The sequence below is a fragment of the Azospirillum formosense genome (assembly GCF_040500525.1).
Lineage (GTDB): Bacteria > Pseudomonadota > Alphaproteobacteria > Azospirillales > Azospirillaceae > Azospirillum > Azospirillum formosense_A.
On the sequence record NZ_CP159402.1, the window covers coordinates 27,423 to 47,325 of the forward strand.

The 19,903-nt window shown below is 69.6% G+C and carries 18 protein-coding genes; 9 read left to right on the forward strand and 9 right to left on the reverse strand.

The genetic code is table 11. From position 1 onward, the window contains the following. The first annotated feature begins 121 nt into the window (after nucleotides 1–121). From ABVN73_RS00130 to phoB, 7 genes are all read left to right on the forward strand, one after another. Complete coding sequence (locus ABVN73_RS00130) at nucleotides 122–1,651, forward strand: ATP-binding protein (RefSeq protein WP_353858395.1); 1,530 nt, start codon at nucleotides 122–124, stop codon at nucleotides 1,649–1,651. 191 nt (nucleotides 1,652–1,842) lie between these two features. Then, complete coding sequence (locus ABVN73_RS00135) at nucleotides 1,843–2,886, forward strand: PstS family phosphate ABC transporter substrate-binding protein (protein ID WP_200477879.1); 1,044 nt, start codon at nucleotides 1,843–1,845, stop codon at nucleotides 2,884–2,886. A 92-nt stretch (nucleotides 2,887–2,978) separates the two neighbouring features. Beyond that, nucleotides 2,979–4,361 carry a phosphate ABC transporter permease subunit PstC gene (gene pstC / locus ABVN73_RS00140; protein WP_353858396.1) on the forward strand — a complete coding sequence of 461 codons (1,383 nt, stop codon included), beginning with the start codon at nucleotides 2,979–2,981 and terminating at the stop codon, nucleotides 4,359–4,361. Between the two features lie 25 nt (nucleotides 4,362–4,386). Next, nucleotides 4,387–5,652 (forward strand): phosphate ABC transporter permease PstA, encoded by a 1,266-nt coding sequence (pstA, locus tag ABVN73_RS00145; protein ID WP_353859486.1) that lies wholly within the window; start codon nucleotides 4,387–4,389, stop codon nucleotides 5,650–5,652. A gap of 37 nt (nucleotides 5,653–5,689) precedes the next feature. Continuing rightward, on the forward strand, nucleotides 5,690–6,475 hold the full coding sequence (gene pstB, locus ABVN73_RS00150) for a phosphate ABC transporter ATP-binding protein PstB (protein ID WP_353859487.1): 786 nt from the start codon (nucleotides 5,690–5,692) through the stop codon (nucleotides 6,473–6,475). A 70-nt stretch (nucleotides 6,476–6,545) separates the two neighbouring features. Next, nucleotides 6,546–7,343, forward strand: a complete 798-nt coding sequence (phoU, locus tag ABVN73_RS00155) for a phosphate signaling complex protein PhoU (protein WP_353858397.1) — start codon at nucleotides 6,546–6,548, stop codon at nucleotides 7,341–7,343. Between the two features lie 31 nt (nucleotides 7,344–7,374). After that, on the forward strand, nucleotides 7,375–8,079 hold the full coding sequence (gene phoB, locus ABVN73_RS00160) for a phosphate regulon transcriptional regulator PhoB (protein WP_014238776.1): 705 nt from the start codon (nucleotides 7,375–7,377) through the stop codon (nucleotides 8,077–8,079). A gap of 153 nt (nucleotides 8,080–8,232) precedes the next feature. Here the strand turns inward: phoB and ABVN73_RS00165 are convergent, their stop codons facing one another. The 8 genes from ABVN73_RS00165 to coaBC all read right to left on the reverse strand — a co-directional run bounded on the left by ABVN73_RS00165 (nucleotide 8,233) and on the right by coaBC (nucleotide 14,237). Further along, on the reverse strand, nucleotides 8,233–8,520 hold the full coding sequence (locus ABVN73_RS00165; RefSeq protein WP_353858398.1) for a hypothetical protein: 288 nt from the start codon (nucleotides 8,518–8,520) through the stop codon (nucleotides 8,233–8,235). A 5-nt stretch (nucleotides 8,521–8,525) separates the two neighbouring features. Next, nucleotides 8,526–8,963, reverse strand: coding sequence for a DsrE family protein (locus ABVN73_RS00170; RefSeq protein WP_353858399.1), 438 nt, complete (start codon nucleotides 8,961–8,963; stop codon nucleotides 8,526–8,528). 25 nt (nucleotides 8,964–8,988) lie between these two features. Continuing rightward, nucleotides 8,989–9,777: a molybdopterin-synthase adenylyltransferase MoeB gene (moeB, locus tag ABVN73_RS00175; RefSeq protein ID WP_353859488.1), complete on the reverse strand. Its 789-nt coding sequence runs from the start codon at nucleotides 9,775–9,777 to the stop codon at nucleotides 8,989–8,991. Between the two features lie 72 nt (nucleotides 9,778–9,849). Beyond that, entirely contained in the window at nucleotides 9,850–10,659 is an 810-nt protein-coding gene (locus ABVN73_RS00180) for a hypothetical protein (RefSeq protein WP_353858400.1), read from the reverse strand. A gap of 340 nt (nucleotides 10,660–10,999) precedes the next feature. Then, complete coding sequence (gene cysK / locus ABVN73_RS00185; RefSeq protein ID WP_353858401.1) at nucleotides 11,000–11,959, reverse strand: cysteine synthase A; 960 nt, start codon at nucleotides 11,957–11,959, stop codon at nucleotides 11,000–11,002. A 75-nt stretch (nucleotides 11,960–12,034) separates the two neighbouring features. Continuing rightward, complete coding sequence (locus tag ABVN73_RS00190; RefSeq protein WP_014238770.1) at nucleotides 12,035–12,490, reverse strand: Rrf2 family transcriptional regulator; 456 nt, start codon at nucleotides 12,488–12,490, stop codon at nucleotides 12,035–12,037. Further along, nucleotides 12,490–12,984: a dUTP diphosphatase gene (gene dut / locus ABVN73_RS00195; RefSeq protein WP_353858402.1), complete on the reverse strand. Its 495-nt coding sequence runs from the start codon at nucleotides 12,982–12,984 to the stop codon at nucleotides 12,490–12,492. Before dut ends, ABVN73_RS00190 begins: the two co-directional genes overlap by 1 nt. Next, entirely contained in the window at nucleotides 12,981–14,237 is a 1,257-nt protein-coding gene (gene coaBC / locus ABVN73_RS00200) for a bifunctional phosphopantothenoylcysteine decarboxylase/phosphopantothenate--cysteine ligase CoaBC (RefSeq protein ID WP_353858403.1), read from the reverse strand. The genes dut and coaBC overlap by 4 nt, the downstream gene beginning before the upstream one ends. A gap of 281 nt (nucleotides 14,238–14,518) precedes the next feature. On the opposite strand from coaBC, the gene ABVN73_RS00205 reads away from it, so the two are divergent. Further along, complete coding sequence (locus ABVN73_RS00205) at nucleotides 14,519–15,970, forward strand: sigma-54 dependent transcriptional regulator (protein WP_353858404.1); 1,452 nt, start codon at nucleotides 14,519–14,521, stop codon at nucleotides 15,968–15,970. 383 nt (nucleotides 15,971–16,353) lie between these two features. Then, entirely contained in the window at nucleotides 16,354–16,563 is a 210-nt protein-coding gene (locus tag ABVN73_RS00210) for a cold-shock protein (RefSeq protein ID WP_094301501.1), read from the forward strand. Nucleotides 16,564–16,570: 7 nt separating this feature from the next. On the opposite strand, the gene ABVN73_RS00215 is transcribed toward ABVN73_RS00210, so the two are convergent. Continuing rightward, nucleotides 16,571–19,894 carry a PAS-domain containing protein gene (locus ABVN73_RS00215; protein WP_353858405.1) on the reverse strand — a complete coding sequence of 1,108 codons (3,324 nt, stop codon included), beginning with the start codon at nucleotides 19,892–19,894 and terminating at the stop codon, nucleotides 16,571–16,573. Nucleotides 19,895–19,903 lie beyond the last annotated feature (9 nt).

Genomic DNA, 19,903 nt, shown 5'->3' on the forward strand with positions numbered 1-19,903 from the left:
GCTCTTCGAACGACGCGCGGGTCGGGCATTTTCCCCGGCCCGCGCGTTAATCTTTTGTGACGCCCGCTCACCGGCTTGCGGGATGGTGTAAAAGCGGAGTTCCGTCTCCAAGACCGTCCGCATGACGCACGAGAAGCGCCCGTCCATGACTGCCAAGCCGATGCCGCCCCTCCGGTTGATCATCGCCGCCGCGCTGGTGCTGGCGCCGCTGCTGCCGGCCCTGTGGGGGCTGTGGCGGCAGGGGACGATCGGACCGCTGGTGGCGGTTCTGGGGGGCTTGGCCGGGGCTGGCGGGGTGGCGCTGATGATCCAGCTCTATGTCCGCGACCTGCGGACGGTGGCCGCCCACGCCGCGCAGCTCGCCGCCGGCCCGACGGAGGCGGTGCCCTCCCTGCCCGCCACCGCCTCCCGCCCGGTGCGCGCGGCGGCGGCGGCGGCGGTGCGGCTGCACCGGGTGATGAACGCCCGCACCGAACTGGCGCTGGCCCAGCTCGAAGCCAACGAATCCATCATCGAGGCGCTGCACGACCCGCTGGTCCTGGTCGGGGAGGAACGGCAGGTGGCGCGGGCCAACCAGGCGGCGCGCGCCCTGTTCGGCGACCGCATCCTCGACCGCGACCTCGCCGCCTCGCTGCGCAACCCGGCGGTGCTGGAGGCGGTGGACGCCGTGCTGAAGGGCGGCGCCTCGCGCATCCTGGAATTCAGCCTGCCGGTGCCGGTGGAGCGCATGTTCGAGGTGCGGGTGAAGCCCTTCCAGCGGCGCGTCCCCCGCCCGGCCCGCGACGAGGACGGGGTGCCCGCCGGAACCGTGCCGGGGCGGATGGTCATCCTGACGCTGCACGACATCACCGCGCTGCGCCGGTCGGAGCAGATGCGCGCCGACTTCATCGCCAACGCCAGCCACGAATTGCGCACCCCGCTGTCCTCCCTGCTCGGCTTCATCGAGACGCTGCGCGGTCCCGCCCGCGAGGATCTGGAGGCGCACGAGCGCTTCCTGTCGATCATGCAGGACCAGGCCAGCCGCATGGCCCGCCTCGTCAACGACCTGCTGTCGCTGTCGCGGATCGAGCTGGACGAGCACATGCCCCCCGCCGGCACGGTCGACGTGCTGGACCGGCTGGACGGGGTGATGGCGGCGCTGGAGCTGAAGGCGGCCAGCCGCCGCATCCGCCTGACGCTGGAGGCGCCGGACCGCCTGCCCGCGGTGGTCGGCGACGAGGACCAGCTCACCCAGGTCTTCCAGAACCTCGTCAGCAACGCGATCAAATACACGCGCGAGAACACCGACGTGACGGTCGCCGTGTCGCTCGCCGACGGCATGGCGGTCGGGGTGTCCGGCCCGACGGGCCGCGGCGGGCGGGGGATGCCGATGGTCGCCGTCGCCGTGCGCGACCAGGGGGAGGGCATCGCCCGCACCCACCTGCCGCGCCTGACCGAGCGCTTTTACCGCGTCGACGCCGCGCGCTCGCGGGCGATGGGCGGCACCGGGCTGGGGCTGGCCATCGTCAAGCACATCGTGAACCGCCACCGCGGCCGCCTGACCATCGAAAGCGCGGTCGGGGTGGGCAGCACCTTCACGGTCTATCTTCCCGCCGCCTCGGAGGAGTCGGGAGAGGGCCGCGCCGCGGAGCCCGTGCGGCGCCAAGCTTAAAGCTTGCGCGTACTCCATCCGGCGTGACCGAAAGCGGGCGCCGTCATGAAACTGTCATAAAACCGTAATCAGCGCGTCGCGGACCCCGACTAGTGTCCGCCCCGCAAGCCGCCCGCCCCTGGGGGAAGCGGCACGGGGTTGAACCATCGCGTTCCCCGGCAAAGGGGCAACCGGACCATCGGAGGGATACCGTGAATTCCAAGAAGCTCGCCGTCACCGCCGCCGCGGTCGTCGCCATGACCGCCGCCTTCGCGGGTGCTGCGAACGCCCAGTCGCGCGACCAGATCCGCGCCGTCGGCTCCTCGACCGTGTTCCCGTTCACCACGGCGGTTGCCGAGGCCTTCGGCAAGGGCGGCAAGTTCAAGACCCCGGTCGTCGAGTCGACCGGCACCGGTGGCGGCCTGAAGCTGTTCTGCGCGGGCGTCGGCCCGCAGCACCCGGACGTGGCGAACGCCTCGCGCCGCATCAAGAAGTCCGAGGTCGAGCAGTGCGCCGCCAACGGCGTCGCCCAGATCACCGAGCTGAAGGTCGGCTTCGACGGGATCGCTCTCGCCTATTCCAAGCAGGCCCCGCACACCGATCTGACCACCCAGATCCTGTGGAAGGCGCTGGCCAAGGAAGTCCCGGTCGACGGCAAGATGGTCGCCAACCCCTACAAGAAGTGGTCGGACATCGACCCGAAGCTCCCGAACAAGGAGATCGAGGTCCTCGGCCCGCCCCCGACGTCCGGCACCCGTGACACCTTCAACGAGCTGGTGATGCTCGAAGGCTGCAAGAAGGTCGCCGAGGTCAAGACGATCGTCGCCGACGAGAAGGCCCGCGAAAAGGCCTGCATGACCATCCGCGAGGACGGCGGCTACGTCGAGGCCGGCGAGAACGACAACCTGATCGTCCAGAAGCTGACCGCCAACCCGGACGCCTTCGGCGTGTTCGGCTACAGCTTCTACGACCAGAACCGCGACAAGCTGCAGACCGCCAAGATGGACGGCGTCGAGCTGTCGCCGGAAGCGGTCCAGGCCGGCAAGTACGAGCTGTCGCGCCCGCTGTTCATCTACATCAAGAACGCCCACGCCGGCGTCATCCCGGGCATCCGGGAGTTCATCGCCGAGTACACCTCGGAGCGCGCGATGGGCGAGGACGGCTATCTGGGCGACAAGGGCCTGATCTCCATGCCGAAGGCGGAGCGCGACGCCGCCCGCACCTCGGCGACCAACCTGACCCCGCTCCAGCTCTGACCGGCTGACGGAACCGGCGGCTCTCCTCGGAGGGCCGCCGGTTTCCCGTTTGTGCCAGGAGCCCGTTTTCAGCCCATTTCCGGCGGTTTCGCATGCAGCTCACGGTACTGCTCATCGTTCTGGCCCTGCTCACAGTGATCGGTTACCAGATGGGCCGGTCGCGTGCCGTCGCCTCCGTCGGCGGCCGCATCGTCGAGCTTCATTCGGTGCCGTCCTACCACGGCTTCTACGTCGCCCTCTGGGCGGGGCTTCCGGCCCTGCTGCTCTTCGCCTTCTGGGGAGCGTCGGAAGGCTGGCTGGTCATGCAGATGGTCCTGTCCGGCCTGCCGGACCGGCTGGTCACCGGCGACGCCCAGTCGCTCGGCCTGCTGCGCGCCGACATCCTGAACCTCGCCCACGGCGTCACCACGGGCCGGGAGCCGGATCCGGAGGTGGTCGCGGCGGCGGAGCGCTATGTGCGGCTGCACGCGCTCGGCGACTGGAGCCTGCTGGTCATCGGCTGCTGCGTCGCCATCGGCGGCCTGCTCTACGCCCGCGGCCGGATCGACCCCGACCTGCGCGCCCGCAACCGGGTGGAGCGCACGGTCAACATCGCGCTGGTGATCTGCTCGCTGGTCGCCATCCTGACCACCATCGGCATCGTGCTGTCGCTTCTGTTCGAGGCGATCCGCTTCTTCGCGGTGGTCAACCCGCTGGAGTTCCTGTTCGGGACGCACTGGAGCCCGCAGATGGCCATGCGCGCCGACCAGGTGGGCTCCAGCGGCTCCTTCGGCGCGATCCCGCTGTTCGCCGGCACGCTGCTGATCACCGGCATCGCCATGGCGGTGGCGGTTCCGGTCGGGCTGATGGCGGCCATCTTCATGTCGGAATACGCCAGCCCGGGCCTGCGCACCTGGCTGAAGCCGATCCTGGAGGTGCTGGCCGGCATCCCGACCGTGGTCTACGGCTTCTTCGCCGCCCTGACCATGGCGCCCTTCGTCCGCGACGTGGGCAACAGCCTGGGGCTGAGCGTCAGCTCGGAATCGGCGCTGGCCGCCGGCTTCGTGATGGGCGTGATGATCATCCCCTTCGTCAGCTCGCTGTCGGACGACGTCATCAACGCGGTGCCGCAATCCTTGCGCGACGGTTCCTACGGGCTGGGCGCCACCAAGTCGGAGACGATCCGGCTGGTCGTGCTGCCCGCCGCCCTGCCGGGCATCGTCGCCGCCATCATGCTGGCGGTCAGCCGCGCCATCGGCGAGACGATGATCGTCACCATGGCCGCCGGCCTCACCGCCAACCTGACCGCCAACCCGCTGGACGCCGTGACCACGGTGACGACGCAGATCGCCACGCTCCTGGTCGGCGACCAGGAGTTCGACAGCCCCAAGACGCTGTCGGCTTTCGGGCTGGGCCTCGTCCTGTTCGTCGTGACCCTCACCCTCAACATGGTCGCCCTCCGGGTGGTCCAGAAGTATCGAGAGAAATATGACTGACCTCGTGGAACAGGATACGCGGGCCATGTCGGTCGCCGTCACCAAGTCGCGCTACCAGAGCGAGGAGTTCTCCGCCCGGCTGCGCCGCCGCTACGCCGCGGAGCGCCGCTTCCGGATCGCCGGGATGGTCGCCGTGGGGATCGCCACGCTGATGCTGGTGGTTCTGCTCGGCTCCATCGTCAGCAAGGGCTACACCGCCTTCTGGCAGGCGCAGATCCGGCTGGAGGTGACGCTGGACAAGCAGCAGGTCGAGGAGCGGAACTACACCGCCCTTCTCCGGCAGGCGCTCTACGCCCAGGTCCCGGCGGCCACCGACCGCGCCACCCGCCGCTCGCTGAACGACCTGCTGTCGTCCGGCGCGCCGTACGAGCTGGAGGCGATGGTCAACGCCAACCCGTCGCTCATCGGCACCACGCAGACGGTCTGGGTCCGCGCCGACGACGAGATCGACCAGTTCATGAAGGGCTTCATCCGGCGCGACGTGCCGGAGAGCGAGCGCCGGCTGAACGACGTCAAGATCGCCGCCATCGACGCGCTGGTCGCCAACGGCTCGATCCGCAGCACCTTCAACACCACCCTGTTCACCGCCGGCGACAGCCGCGAGCCGGAGCAGGCGGGCATCCTGGGCGCCGTCGTCGGCTCCGCCCTGACGCTTGTGGTGACCATGCTGCTGTCGGTGCCCATCGGCATCGCCGCCGCGGTCTATCTGGAGGAGTTCGCGCCGAAGAACCGCTGGACCGACCTGATCGAGGTGAACATCAACAACCTCGCCGCGGTGCCGTCGATCATCTTCGGCCTGCTCGGCCTCGCGGTGTTCCTCGGCTTCTTCGGGCTGCCGCGCTCCGCGCCGCTGGTCGGCGGCCTGGTGATGGCGCTGATGACCCTGCCGGTCATCATCATCGCCTCGCGCGTCGCGCTGAAGGCGGTGCCGCCGTCGATCCGCGAGGCGGCTCTGGGCGTCGGCGCCTCGCCGCTGCAGACGGTGACGCACCATGTCCTGCCGCTGGCCCTGCCGGGCATCCTGACCGGCACCATCATCGGCATGGCCCGCGCGCTGGGCGAGACGGCGCCGCTGCTGATGATCGGCATGGTCGCCTTCATCGTCGACATCCCGAACAGCTTCACCCACAGCGCCACGGCGATCCCGGTGCAGATCTACATGTGGGCGGACAGCCCCGAGCGGGCCTTCACGGAGCGCACCTCCGCGGCGATCATGATCCTGCTCGCCTTCCTCATCCTGATGAACGGCCTGGCCGTCTTCCTGCGCAAGAAATTCGAGAGGCGTTGGTAATCCCATGAGCGTCCAGACCCACATCCCGGCCACGGCCATGGCGTCGCGTCCCGCCGCCGGCATCCACGGCACCAAGATGGTCGCCCGCGACGTCAAGGTGTTCTACGGGGCCAAGCAGGCGCTCAAGGGCATCAACCTGGAGATCCAGGAAAACCGCGTGATGGCGCTGATCGGCCCGTCCGGCTGCGGCAAGTCGACGTTCCTGCGCTGCCTGAACCGCATGAACGACACCATCGAGAACTGCCGCGTCGAGGGGCTGATCGCGCTCGACGGCGAGGACGTCTACGGCCGGAACATCGACGCCGTGCAGCTCCGCGCCCGCGTCGGCATGGTCTTCCAGAAGCCCAACCCCTTCCCGAAGTCGATCTACGACAACATCGCCTACGGCCCGCGCATCCACGGCATCGCCAGCCACCGCGACGAGATGGACGAGATCGTCCAGACCTCGCTGCAGCGCGCCGGCCTGTGGAACGAGGTGAAGGACCGCCTGCGCGAGCCGGGCACCGGCCTGTCCGGCGGCCAGCAGCAGCGCCTGTGCATCGCCCGCGCCATCGCCGTCAGCCCCGAGGTGATCCTGATGGACGAGCCCTGCTCGGCGCTCGACCCCATCGCGACCGCCCACATCGAGGAGCTGATCGACGAGCTGCGCGAGAACTACACGATCGTCATCGTCACCCACAACATGCAGCAGGCGGCCCGCGTCTCCCAGAAGACCGCCTTCTTCCATCTGGGCGACATGGTGGAGTGCGACGACACGGAGGAAATCTTCACCAACCCGCGGGACGAGCGCACCCAGGGCTACATCACCGGCCGCTACGGCTGATCGCCGTCCTCGGATCCCCGGCCTCATTCTGGGCACCGCCGCGACTCCTCCTCTGCGAAGGACGTGAAGCATGAGCAACGAACACATCGTGCGTTCCTTCGCGCACGAACTTGAACGCCTGTCCAACCTGATCACCCAGATGGGCGGCGTCGCCGAAGCGCAGGTGGACGCCGCCGTGAAGGCGGTGGCCCGCCGCGACGTCGCACTGGCCGCCCAGGTCATGCAGGCCGACCAGCGCATCGACGCCTACGAGCGCGACATCGATGCCGAGGCCGTGCGCCTGCTCGCCCTGCGCCAGCCGCTGGCCCAGGACCTGCGCGAGATCGTGTCGGCGCTGAAGATCGCCTCGGACCTGGAGCGGATCGGCGACTACGCCTCCAACATCGCCAAGCGCTCGCTGGCGCTGGCCCAGGTGCCGGTGGTGCGCCCGGCGGTGGCCATCCCGCGCATGGGGCGGCTGGTCGAGTCGATCATGAAGGACGTGCTGGACGCCTACATCGAGCGCGACGTCCAGCGCGCCATCGCCGCCTGGGAACGCGACGAGGAGCTGGACGACCTCTACACCAGCCTGTTCCGCGAGGTCCTGACCTACATGATGGAGGACCCGCGCAACATCACGCCCTGCACGCACCTGCTGTTCATGGCGAAGAACCTGGAGCGGATCGGCGACCACGCCACCAACATCGCCGAGACCATCCATTACCTGGTGGTCGGAACGACGCTGCGCGCCGCGCGCCCGAAGAACGACGGCAGCAGCTTCGCCGTGGTCGAGCCGGAAGGGCTCGCCATGGCGGCGACGGACGCGGTGGAACGGGGATTGCCGCGGGACGGCGGCCCGGATAACGATGGAGCGGGACATGCCGCGTGACGGCGAGACGCGCAGTGGGAGCGGGACAAGCATGAATTCGGCGCTGAAGCCGCTCGTTCTCATCGTCGAGGACGAAGCCGACATCGTGACGCTGCTGAAGTACAATCTGGAGAAGGAAGGCTTCCGCGTGAACGCCGCCACCGACGGCGAGGAAGCGCTTCTGCTGGCCGGGGAGCAGACGCCGAACATCGTCCTGCTCGACTGGATGCTGCCGCTGATGTCGGGGCTGGAGGTCTGCCGCCAGATGCGCCGCAACAGCAAGATGCGCGACATCCCGATCATCATGCTGACCGCCCGCGGCGAGGAGGCGGACCGCGTGCGCGGCCTGAATTCCGGCGCCGACGACTACATCACCAAGCCCTTCTCCCCGACCGAGCTGGTCGCCCGCATGCGCGCCGTGCTGCGCCGGTCGGCCCCCGGCATGACCGACGAGACGCTGCAGTTCGCCGACGTGACCATGGATCTGGCCGCCCACCGGGTGCGCCGGAATGGGCGCGACGTGCATCTGGGGCCGACCGAGTTCCGCCTGCTGCGCCATTTCATGCAGCATCCCGGCCGCGTCTTCTCGCGCGAGCAGCTTCTCGACGTGGTGTGGGGCCATGACGTCTATGTCGAGCCGCGCACCGTCGACGTGCACATCCGCCGTCTGCGCAAGGCGATGAACGAGGAGACGGAGATGGACCTGATCCGCACCGTCCGCTCGGCCGGCTACGCGCTGGACAGCAAGTCCATCTGAGCGAAATGCGCCAAGCGCCGGCCTTGCCCCCTCCCTAACCCTCCCCCGCTTCGCAGGGGAGGGGACTGATTGTCCCTCTCCTGCGAAGCGGGGGAGGGAAGGGGCTCACGCGCAAGCGTGGGAAGGGTGGGGGCCAGGTGTGCGTTGCGAAAGCTACCCCTCCAGCAGCCCCACCGCCTCGCGCAAAATCGCCACCTTCGGGCCGAAGCGCTTCGCCGGGTCGCTGTCCTCGATGAAGCCGATCATCACGCGCAGGGCGTGCGCCACCCGCGGGGCGAGATCGGGATGCGCCGTGACATGCTGCGCCAGATGGGCCAGCGCGTCCCGGTAGGGCCGGCCCTCGAAGCCCTCCGCGGCGATCGCCTCGAAGCGGTTCGCGTGCTCGATCACCAGGCTGTGGTCCGCCGGGCCGTGGTCCACCGGGCTGTGGTCGTCGGTCATCGCGCTCACACGAACAGGATCGCGCCGGTCTTCGGCGCGTCGTTCAGGAAGGTGACGACGCCGCCGGTCTTCACCGGCACGTCCGGGCGCAGCGGGGTGCCGGCGGGCAGGCCGAGCGCGCGCAGCCCCATCTCGCAGGCCATGACCGTGACCTTGAGCATCACGCAGGCCTCCAGCAGTTCCTCGAAGCCGGCCAGCCCGTTGGCGGTGAAGGCGGCGTCGCGTTCCGCCGGGCGGCTGCCGTCGTCGGCGGGGTCCAGCCGGTGCCAGCCCGGCACACCGTCGGCATCCGCGGCCAACAGCGTGTTGAGCGCGCGGCCGGTGAAGAACAGCGTGACCTTGCGGTTGGTCGCCGCCGCCGCGCTGGCCATCACCAGGGCGTAGTGAACCCGGTCGAAGCCGCCCGCGAACAGGACGATGGACAGGCTTTCAGGACCTTCCATGGGTCAGGACTCTCCCAAGCGCCGCTCAGTGGGCGGACAGGTCGTGGATGGTCGGGTGGGTGCCGCACAAGGGGCAGTCCGGATCGCGGCGCACCGTGATGCGCTGGAAGGAGGCGTGCAGCGTGTCCAGCATCATCAGGCTGCCCGAGAGGCCCTCGCCGATGCCCATGATCTCCTTCAGAACCTCCGTCGTCTGGAGCGAGCCGACGAAGCCGGCCAGCGCTCCCAGAACGCCGCCCTCGGAGCAGGACGGCACCAGACCGCGCGGCGGCGGTTCCGGGAACAGGCAGCGGTAGCAGGGGTGCGGGTCGCCGAGATGCGCCTTGAAGGTCGAGACCTGCCCGTCGAAGCGCAGGATCGCCGCCGACACCAGCGTCTTCTTCGCAAAGAAGCAGGCGTCGTTCAGCAGGAAGCGCGTGGCGAAATTGTCCGACCCGTCGGCCACGATGTCGTAGCGCCCGATCAGGTCCAGCGCGTTGTCCTTCGTCAGCCGGGTCTTGTGAACCTCCACCGCCACGTCGGGGTTCAGCGCGCGGATGCGGGCGGCGGCGCTCTCCACCTTCGGAACGCCGAGCGACGACTCGTCGTGGATGATCTGCCGTTGCAGGTTGGACAGGTCCACCGTGTCGTCGTCGATGACGCCGATGGTGCCCACCCCCGCCGCGGCGAGGTAGAGCAGCAGCGGCGCGCCCAGCCCGCCGGCCCCGACGACCAGGACGCGGGCGCGCAGCAGCGCCTCCTGCCCGACGCCGCCGACCTCCGGCAGGATGATGTGGCGGGAATAGCGGTGAAGCTGGGTGTCGGTGAAATCCATGGTGCCGCAGAATAGCGCGGAACGCCCCATGCCGCGCAAGTCCCCTCGCTCAGGGCCTCGCCTCCGGCGGCGTCAGGCGAGCAGGCTCATCTTGTAGGGGGTGCTCTTCGAGGTGCTGGACGCCTTGTTCGCGTCCTCCGCCGCCCACTGCTTCAGCCGCGCCTCGCGCTCCCGCATGATCTTGTCGAACGGGCGTTCCTCGGTCGACTCGGGCGTCTTGGCGACCTTCTGGATGAAGTTCAGCTGATAAGGGATCTCGCCGACCACGTTCTTCGGCGGGACGATCACGAGCTCGTACTGGCCGGGGTCGATCTTGAAGCTGGGCTTCTTCAGCATGTCCTCGCCCGATTTCGTCGGGTCCATCGTGTCGCCGGAGGCCACGACCTTGCCCTCCTTGCTCATGAGGGCCCAGCGCGTGTAGGGCAGGGACATGTTGCCGACGAACTCGCCGCCCTGGGCGACGGTCAGCGTGTGCTTCTGGACGCCGCTGTCGTTGCCGACGACGGCGCGGGCGATGCCCTTCATCTGGGCACCGGTCCCCACCATCATGATGTTCTGGCGTTCGGTGATGTCGAGCGTGTATTCGCGCTCGTTCACCCCGCGGACGGCCTGCGAGATCACCGCGGTGTAGGTGCCGGGGCCGAGCTTCGCGCTGGTTTCCGCCGCCTCGTTCTTCGCCTTCGCCTCGGCGACGACCTTGTTGTTCTGGTCGACGATCTTGATGTTGGTGTTGATGTCGGCGATCTTGAAATTGAATTCGCCGGTTTTCGACACCGTGAACTGGCGGTAGTCGGTGGACGCGAGGTTGGAGTCCAATTCGTTGGTGATGCCGCGGAACTGGAACCAGTTCATCGTCGAGGCATTCGGAATCGCGACGCCCATGGTGGCCTCCCCCCCGCTGGTCCTGTGCCGTCAGCTCCGCCTCGTCGGGCGGCCCTGCCGCAAGCCGGACCGTCGCCCGCAACGGCGGAGCCGCGCCGGCCGAAACTCCCGGCGCCGACAGGCTAGATTAATAAAATCCAATCTTTTTGTCAAACCGCCGCCCGATTCCAGGGGCGGGCACAAAGACCGGATGCATTCCACTCCACAGCGGCCCACTCTACAACAGGATGCGCGACGATGCAATATTCGCCGCCCGGTTGCGCAGGACGGAGCAACGGGAGGCGGAGCATCGGAGAGCCCTCCCACGCCCGTGAGCGGGCGCAGGAGGAGGCGACCCGGCTTACTCCAGCCCTTCGAACAGGGCGGTGGAGAGATAGCGCTCGGCGAAGGACGGCAGGATCACGACGATCAGCTTGCCCTCGTTCTCCGGGCGGGAACCGATCTCCAGCGCCGCGGCCAGCGCCGCGCCCGAGGAGATGCCGACCGGGATGCCTTCCAGCTTCGCCACCTTGCGGGCCGTCTCGAAGGCGCGCTGGTTGGAGATGCGGACGACCTCGTCGATCAGGTCCTTCTTCAGGACGTCCGGCACGAAACCGGCGCCGATGCCCTGGATCTTGTGCGGGCCGGGCATGCCGCCGGACAGGACGGGGCTGTCCTCCGGCTCCACCGCGATGGTGCGGAAGCCGGGCTTGCGAGCCTTCAGGACCTCCGACACGCCGGTCAGCGTGCCGCCGGTGCCGACGCCGGAAATCAGGAAGTCGGCCTTGCCGTCGGTGTCCTTCCAGATCTCCTCCGCCGTGGTGTTGCGGTGGATCTCCGGGTTGGCGCCGTTCTTGAACTGCTGGAGCATGTAGGCGTTCGGGTCGGTGGCGACGATCTCGTCGGCCCGGCGGATGGCGCCCTTCATGCCCTCCGCCGCCGGGGTCAGCACCAGTTCGGCGCCCAGCAGCTTCAGCATCTTGCGCCGCTCGACCGACATGCTCTCCGGCATGGTCAGGATCAGGCGGTAGCCCTTGGCCGCGGCGACGAAGGCCAGCGCGATGCCGGTGTTGCCCGAGGTCGGCTCGACCAGGGTGGTGCGGCCCGGCTCGATGGCGCCGGCGCGCTCCGCCGCGTCGATCATGGCGAAGCCGATGCGGTCCTTCACGCTGGCCAGCGGGTTGAAGAACTCCAGCTTGCCGACGATCTGGGCCTTGACCCCGGCCTCCTCGGCCAGCCGCTTGACCCGCACCAGCGGCGTGGCGCCGACGGTGTCGAGAATGCTGTCGTAGATCTTACCGCGAAACTCGGAACCCGGCATTTTTCACTCCTCCGGTGTGTGGTATTTTCCCACTTTCTACAGCATGTGTAGAATTTAACCGTTTTCCGGGTGGGATCAAATCGTAAAATCGATGCGGTCTTCGGTCTCGCTCTCGACGCCGGCGGTGCGGGCGCGCAGGCAGAGATCCTCGATGGTGATGTCGTCGAGCTTCTTCATGCATTCCTCCTGAAGCTCGTTCCACAGCGGGCGCACCACCTTGTGCCCCAGGATGGAGCCGGCCGGCTCCTCGATGGGGTCGGTCGCGGTCTCCATGGAGCGGACGACCTTCACGATCTCGCCCAGCGTGATCCGCCGGCGCTCGCGGGCCAGCCGGTAGCCGCCGCGCGGCCCGCGCACGCCGGCCAGGACGCCGTCGCGGACGAGCTGCTGGAGAACCTGCTCCAGATAGCGCTTGGGAATGCCCTGGCGGCGGGTGATCTCGCCGGACTGCACGGGTTCGGTGCCAGCGTTGTAGGCGATGTCCAGCACCGCCTCGATCGCGAACATCAGCTTCTTGGAAATGCGGAGCATCAGTGCGACTCCTGCGCGGGAGAGGGCGGGGCGAACTGGCCGGTGGAGCCGAAGCCCCCGGTGCCGCGGGCGCTGTCGGGCAGCGCCGCCGACTCGGCCCAGGCGGCGCGCTCGTAGCGGGCGATCACGAGCTGGGCGATGCGCTGGCCGCGCTCCACCGTGAAGGGCTGGTCGCCGTGGTTGATCAGGATCACCCCGACCTCGCCGCGGTAGTCGGCGTCGATGGTGCCCGGGCTGTTCAGCACCGTGACCCCGTGCTTCAGCGCCAGGCCGGAGCGCGGGCGCACCTGCGCCTCGTAGCCGTCGGGCAGGGCGAAGGCGACGCCCGTGGGGATCAGCGCGCGGCGGCCCGGCTCCAGGACGACCGGCTCCGCCAGCGCGGCCAGCAGGTCCATGCCGGCCGCGTGTTCGGTCGCGTAGGCCGGCAGGTCCAGCCCCGCGGCGTGGGCGAGCCGGACGATGGGAACGGGAATGGCGGATGCCGTTGCGCTCACGGAATGGTCTCCTGGGGGGCGGGGGTGGAAGGCGGGTTGAAATGCCGGGCGATGGCCTCGGCCAGACGGGCGGCCACGGCGTCCTTGCCCATGGTGGGCCAGTCCTCGGCGCCGTCGGCGCGGATCAGATGGACGGTGTTGTCGGCCCCGCCGAAGGTGGTGGTGCCCGGCGACACGTCGTTGGCGACGATCCAGTCGCAGCCCTTGCGGGCGCGCTTGGCGGTCGCGTAGTCCACCACGTTGCCGGTCTCCGCGGCGAAGCCGACGACCAGCGCCGGACGGCGCGGCCCGGCCTGGGACAGGGTCGCCAGGATGTCGGGATTCTCGGTCAGGGTCAGGCTCGGCGGGCCGCCGCCGTCCTTCTTCAGCTTGCGGTCCGATTCGCCGGCCACGCGCCAGTCGGCGACGGCGGCGGCGCAGACCGCGATGTCCGCGGGCAGGGCCGCCTCGCAGGCCGCCAGCATCTCCCGCGCCGTCTCGATGGGGCGCACGGTGCAGCCGGGCGGGTCGGGCAGGCGGGTGGGGCCGGTGACCAGAGTCACCTCCGCCCCCAGCCGGCGCAGCGCCTCGGCGATGGCGTGGCCCTGCTTGCCGGAGGAGCGGTTGGCGATGTAGCGCACCGGGTCGATGGGCTCCACCGTCGGGCCGCTGGTGACCAAGGCGCGCTTGCCGGCCAGCGGCTTGGGCGCGTCCAGCTCCTCGAAATGGGCGGCGATGGCCTGGACGATCTCCATCGGCTCGGCCATGCGCCCGAACCCGTACTCGCCGCAGGCCATCTCGCCCTTGTTCGGGCCGACCCGGCGCACGCCGCGCTTTTCCAGGAGCGCCAGATTGTCGCGGGTCGCCGGATGCTCCCACATGCGGACGTTCATCGCCGGGGCGACGAGCACCGGCTTGTCGGTGGCCAGCAACACGGTGGCGGCCAGATCGTCGGCCATGCCGGCGGCCATGCGGGACAGCAGGTTGGCGGTGGCCGGGGCGACGACCAGAAGGTCGGCGTCGCGCGACAGCTGGATGTGCCCCATCTCCGATTCGTCGGTCAGGGACCACAGGTCCTGGTAGACGGTGTCCTCGGTCAGCGCCTGCACCGACAGGGGCGTGACGAACTGCGCCCCGGCCCGGGTCAGGACCGCGCGCACGCGCACGCCCCGCTCCTTCAGGCGGCGGATCAGCTCCAGGCTCTTGTAGGCCGCGATGCCGCCCGCGATGACGAGCAGGATGCGCTTGCCGGACAGCACGGATGTTTCGGCCACGGGGGTCCGCCGCTCCTTGCTATGGATTTTGTAGAATTCAGATATTCCATCATGGCGCCCGGTACAAGCGTCCTTCGCTCGTCCTCACAGCAAAACCGGTGTGAAATGCACATCCATGACCGGAATGTGAAACCACGAACGGGATATTTCGTTGCGCGACCGCATTCCAGGTCTTTCGTGCGAAGGCCGTCATCGCGTAGAGTGCATTTTTAAGGATTTGCTGATAACCAAGCAGTCCGAATGCACGTTTTCCGCACTTTCCATTTGAATTCAAACGGTCCATGCCCGTCCGCGCAACGCCGATCCTTCTCGTGGAAGACACGCCGTCGCTGGCCCGCGTCTATGCGGAGTTCCTGAAGAAGGACTGCACCGCCGTCACGACGGTGGAGACGGGGGCCGCGGCGCTGGAGCAGCTGGCCGACGGCGTGCCGCGGATCGTGCTGCTGGACCTCCAGCTTCCCGACATGCACGGCATGGACGTGCTGAAGCGGATCAGCGCCCAGGCGCTGCCCTGCGCGGTCATCATCATCACCGCCCACGGGTCGGTCGGGGTGGCGGTGGAGGCGATGCGCTACGGCGCCTATGATTTCCTGGTGAAGCCCTTCTCGGCGGAGCGGCTGACCGTCACCGTGCGCAACGCCATGGAGCGGCTGCGCCTCGCCCAGCTGGTCGACAGCTTCGAGAAGGACCTGGGGCGCAGCCGCTACCACGGCTTCCTCGGCTCCTCGCTGGCGATGCAGGCGGTCTACCGGATCATCGACAGCGCCGCCTCCTCGCGCGCGACGGTCTTCATCACCGGCGAGTCGGGGACCGGCAAGGAGGTCTGCGCCGAGGCCATCCACCGGCAGAGCCCGCGGGCCGACCGGCCCTTCATCGCCATCAACTGCGGGGCCATTCCCAAGGACCTGATGGAGAGCGAGATCTTCGGCCACATGAAGGGCTCCTTCACCGGGGCGGTGGCCGACCGCGAGGGCGCGGCGGCGCGGGCCAACGGCGGCACCCTGTTCCTCGACGAGATCTGCGAGCTGGCGCCCGACCTGCAGACCAAGCTGCTGCGCTTCATCCAGACCGGCACCTTCACGCCGGTCGGCGGCAGCCGGCTGGAGAAGGTCGACCTGCGCATCATCTGCGCGACCAACCGCGACCCCCTGCGCGAGGTCGAGGAGGGGCGCTTCCGCGAGGATCTCTATTACCGCCTGCACGTCATCCCCATCCACCTGCCGCCGCTGCGCGAGCGCGAGGATGACGTGCTGGAGATCTGCCGCCAGTTCCTGGCCGACTACACCCGGGAGGAGGGCAAGGGCTTCGTCCGCTTCTCCCCGGCGGCGGAGCAGGCGCTGCGCACCTACCACTGGCCGGGCAACGTCCGGCAGGTGCAGAACGTGGTGCGCAACATCGTGGTGCTGCACGACGGCGACACGGTGACGCCGGCCATGCTGCCGGCCCCGCTCGGCACCCCGGCGGGGACCGCGGCGCCGCTTTCCGCGAACGGGGGAAACGGTCATGGCGGCGGCCATTCCCATGCCCATTCCCATGCCCAAGCCCATCCGTCCGCGGCCCAGGCGCCGTCGCCGAAGACGGTGAAGCCGCTGTGGGAGGTGGAGCGCGACGCCATCGAGGAAGCCATCGCCGCCTGCGACGGCAACATCCCGCGCGCCGCGGCCCTGCTGGAGATCAGCGCCTCGACGATCTACCGCAAGCGCCTCGCCTGGCAGGCCGAGGGAAAACTCTGACTTCCGTCCGTTCCGGGACTCCCACGCCTCGTGTACCGGCCCCGCGCCGCTGGTCCTGACGAAGCATAGGCTTCGTGTGCGTTCCATTCACGCAAGACCATCGAAAGTCTTGCCGTGCCGGGACCTGCCGCCATCGGCTTATTTCCAAATGACCATTCTGGCCACATTGGGCATATGCCGTGAAGCCGCCTTGCCGGTTCCGGTGCCATCCGGCTAGCCTCCCCTCGCGTTGCTTTGCTTGCGCTTCCGCGTGGCGCCACACCGGTCCGCTGCACCGGATCGCCGCACATGACCGCCGCACAGCCCATCGTCCTTCGCCGGCCCCTTGCGTCCCGCGGCGCGGACCGGCGGCGGACCCCGACCGAGGAGCAGGAGTTCGCCTTATGACCACCGGCACCGTCAAATGGTTCAACACCACCAAGGGATATGGCTTCATCGCGCCGGAGGCCGGCGCCAAGGACGTGTTCGTGCACATCACGGCCGTGCAGAAGTCGGGTCTTCACGCCTTGTCGGAGGGCCAGCGCGTCCAGTTCGAGGTCGCGCGCGGCAACAACGGCAAGGACGCCGCGGTCAACATCAGCGTCATGGAGTGAAGCGACGTCATGACGTGACGTAGCCGCGGAGCCGGTAGGCCTCCACGGCTTCCCGGGTCAGGCGGGGGATGTCGCGGCACAGCGACGTCACCTCGCTCACCGCGTTGCTCCGGCAGGCCAACTCCAGCGCCCGGGCGGCCGCCGACAGGTCGCGGGCGCCGAATGTCCCCGCGGTGCTCTTCAGCGTGTGGGCCTCCTTCGCCAGCCCGGCGAGATGGGCCGGGCTCCCGTCCGCCGCCGCCGCACCGCCGCTGGCGATGCGTTCAGCCCGTTCCAGCGTCTCCTCCACGAACTGCCGGATGACGTCGGCCAGAAGCTCCGCGTCGAGATCCTGGGCGAGCTGCTGCAGCACCTCCATGTCCAGGACGCCTTTCCCGGTTGCCTCCTCCATCGTTGGGGCGGCGTCCAGCCAGCGGGCCACCGTCTCCAGCAGATGCGGACGGTCGATGGGCTTGGCGACATGGCCGTTCATCCCGGCGGCCAGACAGCGGTCGCGGTCGCTGTCCATGGCGTCGGCGGTCATGGCGATGATCGGGACGCTGCCGGCCGGCGGCGGCAGGGCGCGCAACCGGCGGGTGGCGGTCAGCCCGTCCATCTCGGGCATGGCGAGGTCCATCAGGACCAGGGCGTAGGGCGAGGGACCGGCCGCCGCGGCCTCCACCGCCTCCACCGCCTCCCGCCCGTTGTTGGCGATGTCGACCCGATGGCCGGCGCCGCGCAGCAGCAGGGCGGCGACCATCTGGTTGGTCGGGCTGTCCTCCACCAGGAGGATGCGCCGGCCCGGCCCGGCGGCAGACGGTCCGGCGGCGGATGGTGCGGCCGCGCCGTGCGGGCGCGGCTCCGCGGCGGGCGGCGCCTCGGCAACGCTCCGCCCGGTCACGGCGGCGAGCAGGCGGGAGGGCCGGGCCGGCTTCGTCACCGTGGCGTCGGCACCGTTGCCGTCCCCACCGACGGTGCGGTGCGGCAGGGCGAGCCGGACGATCCGCCCGACGCCCCGCGCGCGCAGCCGGCCGGGCAGCGAGCCGGCGACCGGGGTCTCCACGCTGCCGATCACCGCAATGCCGGCGGCGGGCAGGGTGCCGGCGTCCAGCCCGGCGACCATCGCCGCCACGTCCGGCGCGCTCACCGTCGCCCCCCAGGAGCGGATCTGCTCGGCCAGCGCCCGCCGGGCGACGGGATTGGATTCCAGAAGCAGCACGGTCTGCCCGGCCAGCGGCGGCTCCGCGCCGGCGCGCGCCGTCTCCGGTTCCAGCGGCAGGGTGAACCAGAAGCGGCTGCCCTGGCCGGCGGTGCTGTCGAAGCCGATGCTTCCCCCCATCATCTCGACCAGCCGCTTGGAGATGGCCAGCCCCAGCCCGGCGCCGTCGTGGCGGCGCGACAGGCGGGGATGCACCTGGGAGAACTCCGTGAACAGCTCGGCCTGCGCCTCCTGCGGAATGCCGATGCCGGTGTCGGCCACCTCGAAGCGCAGGAGCGGCGGCGCCTGGCCGTCGCCGTCCTGTTCCGACAGGGTGACGGCGACGCCGCCCTGGTCGGTGAACTTCACGGCGTTGCCGACGAGGTTCAGCAGGACCTGCCGCACCCGGCCCGAGTCGCCGCGCAGCGTCGCCGGCAGGCCGCCGGGGATGCAGACGGCCAGTTCGATCCCCTTGGCGAAGGCGCGGGCGGCCTGCAGCTCGGCCACGCTCTCCACCATCTCGGCGGGGGAGAAGCGGTCCGACTCCAGGGTCAGTTTCCCGGCCTCCATCTTGGAGATGTCCAGGATGTCGTTCAGCATGGACAGCAGCGCCTCCGCCGACTCGCGGGCGGTGTGGGCGTAGGCGCGCTGCTCCTCCCCCAGCGGGCCGTCCAGCAGCAGGCCGAGCATGCCCAGGACGCCGTTCATCGGGGTGCGGATCTCGTGGCTGATGGTGCGCAGGAACTCCGACTTGGCGCGGCTCGCCAGCTCGGCCTGCTCCTTGGCGAGGCGGAGCTGCGCCTCGGTGCGGCGGTGGGCGGTGATGTCGCGGAAGGACACCATCGCCATGGTTCGCCCGCGGTAGGGAACATAGCGGGTCTCGCCCTGCACCGTCAGCCGCTCGCCGTTGCGGCGCAGGCAGACGGTCTCGAAGGGAGTCTCGTCGCAGGCGCGGATGCGTTGCCAGGTGAGGTCGCGGTCCTCCGGCGCCATCAGCGCGGTGATCGACTGCCCGGTCAGCTCGTCCGGCGCGTAGCCCAGGATGGCGGCGGCGGCCCGGTTGGCGTCGGCGATCACCCCCTGCTCGTGCACCAGAATGCCGTCCATGGCGGCGTCCGACAGCTTGCGGAAACGGTCCTCGCTCTCGCGCAGCGCCTGCTCCGCCCGGCGGTGGTCGGTGATGTCGGTGTAGGTCATCAGGACCGAACGGTCGGGCAGGAAGCCGGCGGTGATCTCCAGCACCCGGCCGTCGGGGCGCGTGCGTTCGATGCGGCTGAGGCCCTCGGGGCGCAGGTTGGTCAGGTGGCGGGCGACGATCTCCGCCGTATCGCCGGGACCGAACTCGCCGCGCTCGGCCATGAAGCGCAGGAAGCCGGCCATGCTGAGGCCGGGGTGGAGGGCGTCGTCCGGCAGGTCGAGCATCTCCCGCAGGCGCCGGTTGCAGGTCAGGAAATGGCCGTCCGCGCTCCACACCACGAGGCCCTGCGACATGGCGCTGAAGGTGGCCTCCAGAAGGTCGGACTTGTGGGCCAGCTCCTGCTCGCGCCGTTTCAGCTCGCTGATGTCGGTGCGCAGCCCGACATAGCCGCCGTCGCTGGTCCGCCGCTCCTCGATCTTGAACCAGCGCCCGTCGCCGATCCGCAGCACTTGCGGCCCCTGCGGGTTGCGGTGGCGCTCCATCTCCCGCCCGACCCAGCGGTCGATGTCGCCGGGGCCGCAGTCGGGGTAATGGCCGGCGGCGGCGGCGCGGCGGATCAGCGATTCGAAGGGAATGCCGGGCTCCAGAGGCCCCAGCAGGGCGTAGATTTCGCGGAAACGGGCGTTGCACTGAACCAGCCGGTCGTCGGCGTCGAACAGGGCGAAGCCCTCGTTGACGACCTCGATGGCTTCGGAGAGGCGGCGGTGGGCGTCGGCCGCCCGGCCGTCGGCGGCGCGGGCCTCCGCCTCGGCGCGCCGGGTGGCCTCCCGCTCGCGCAGCACCGCCAGGGCCATCACCGCGCCGGCCAGCCCGATTCCGAAAAAGGGCCAGATCAGCTCGTCGGTCCCATGTTCCAGAAGATGCTGCAGCGTGTGCAGCGCGCTCGCCATCAGAAGGAGGAGCGCGACCAGGGTGAGCCAGCTCCAGCGGCGCAGCCGGCGGTGGGGGAACGGCATTCGGCGCTC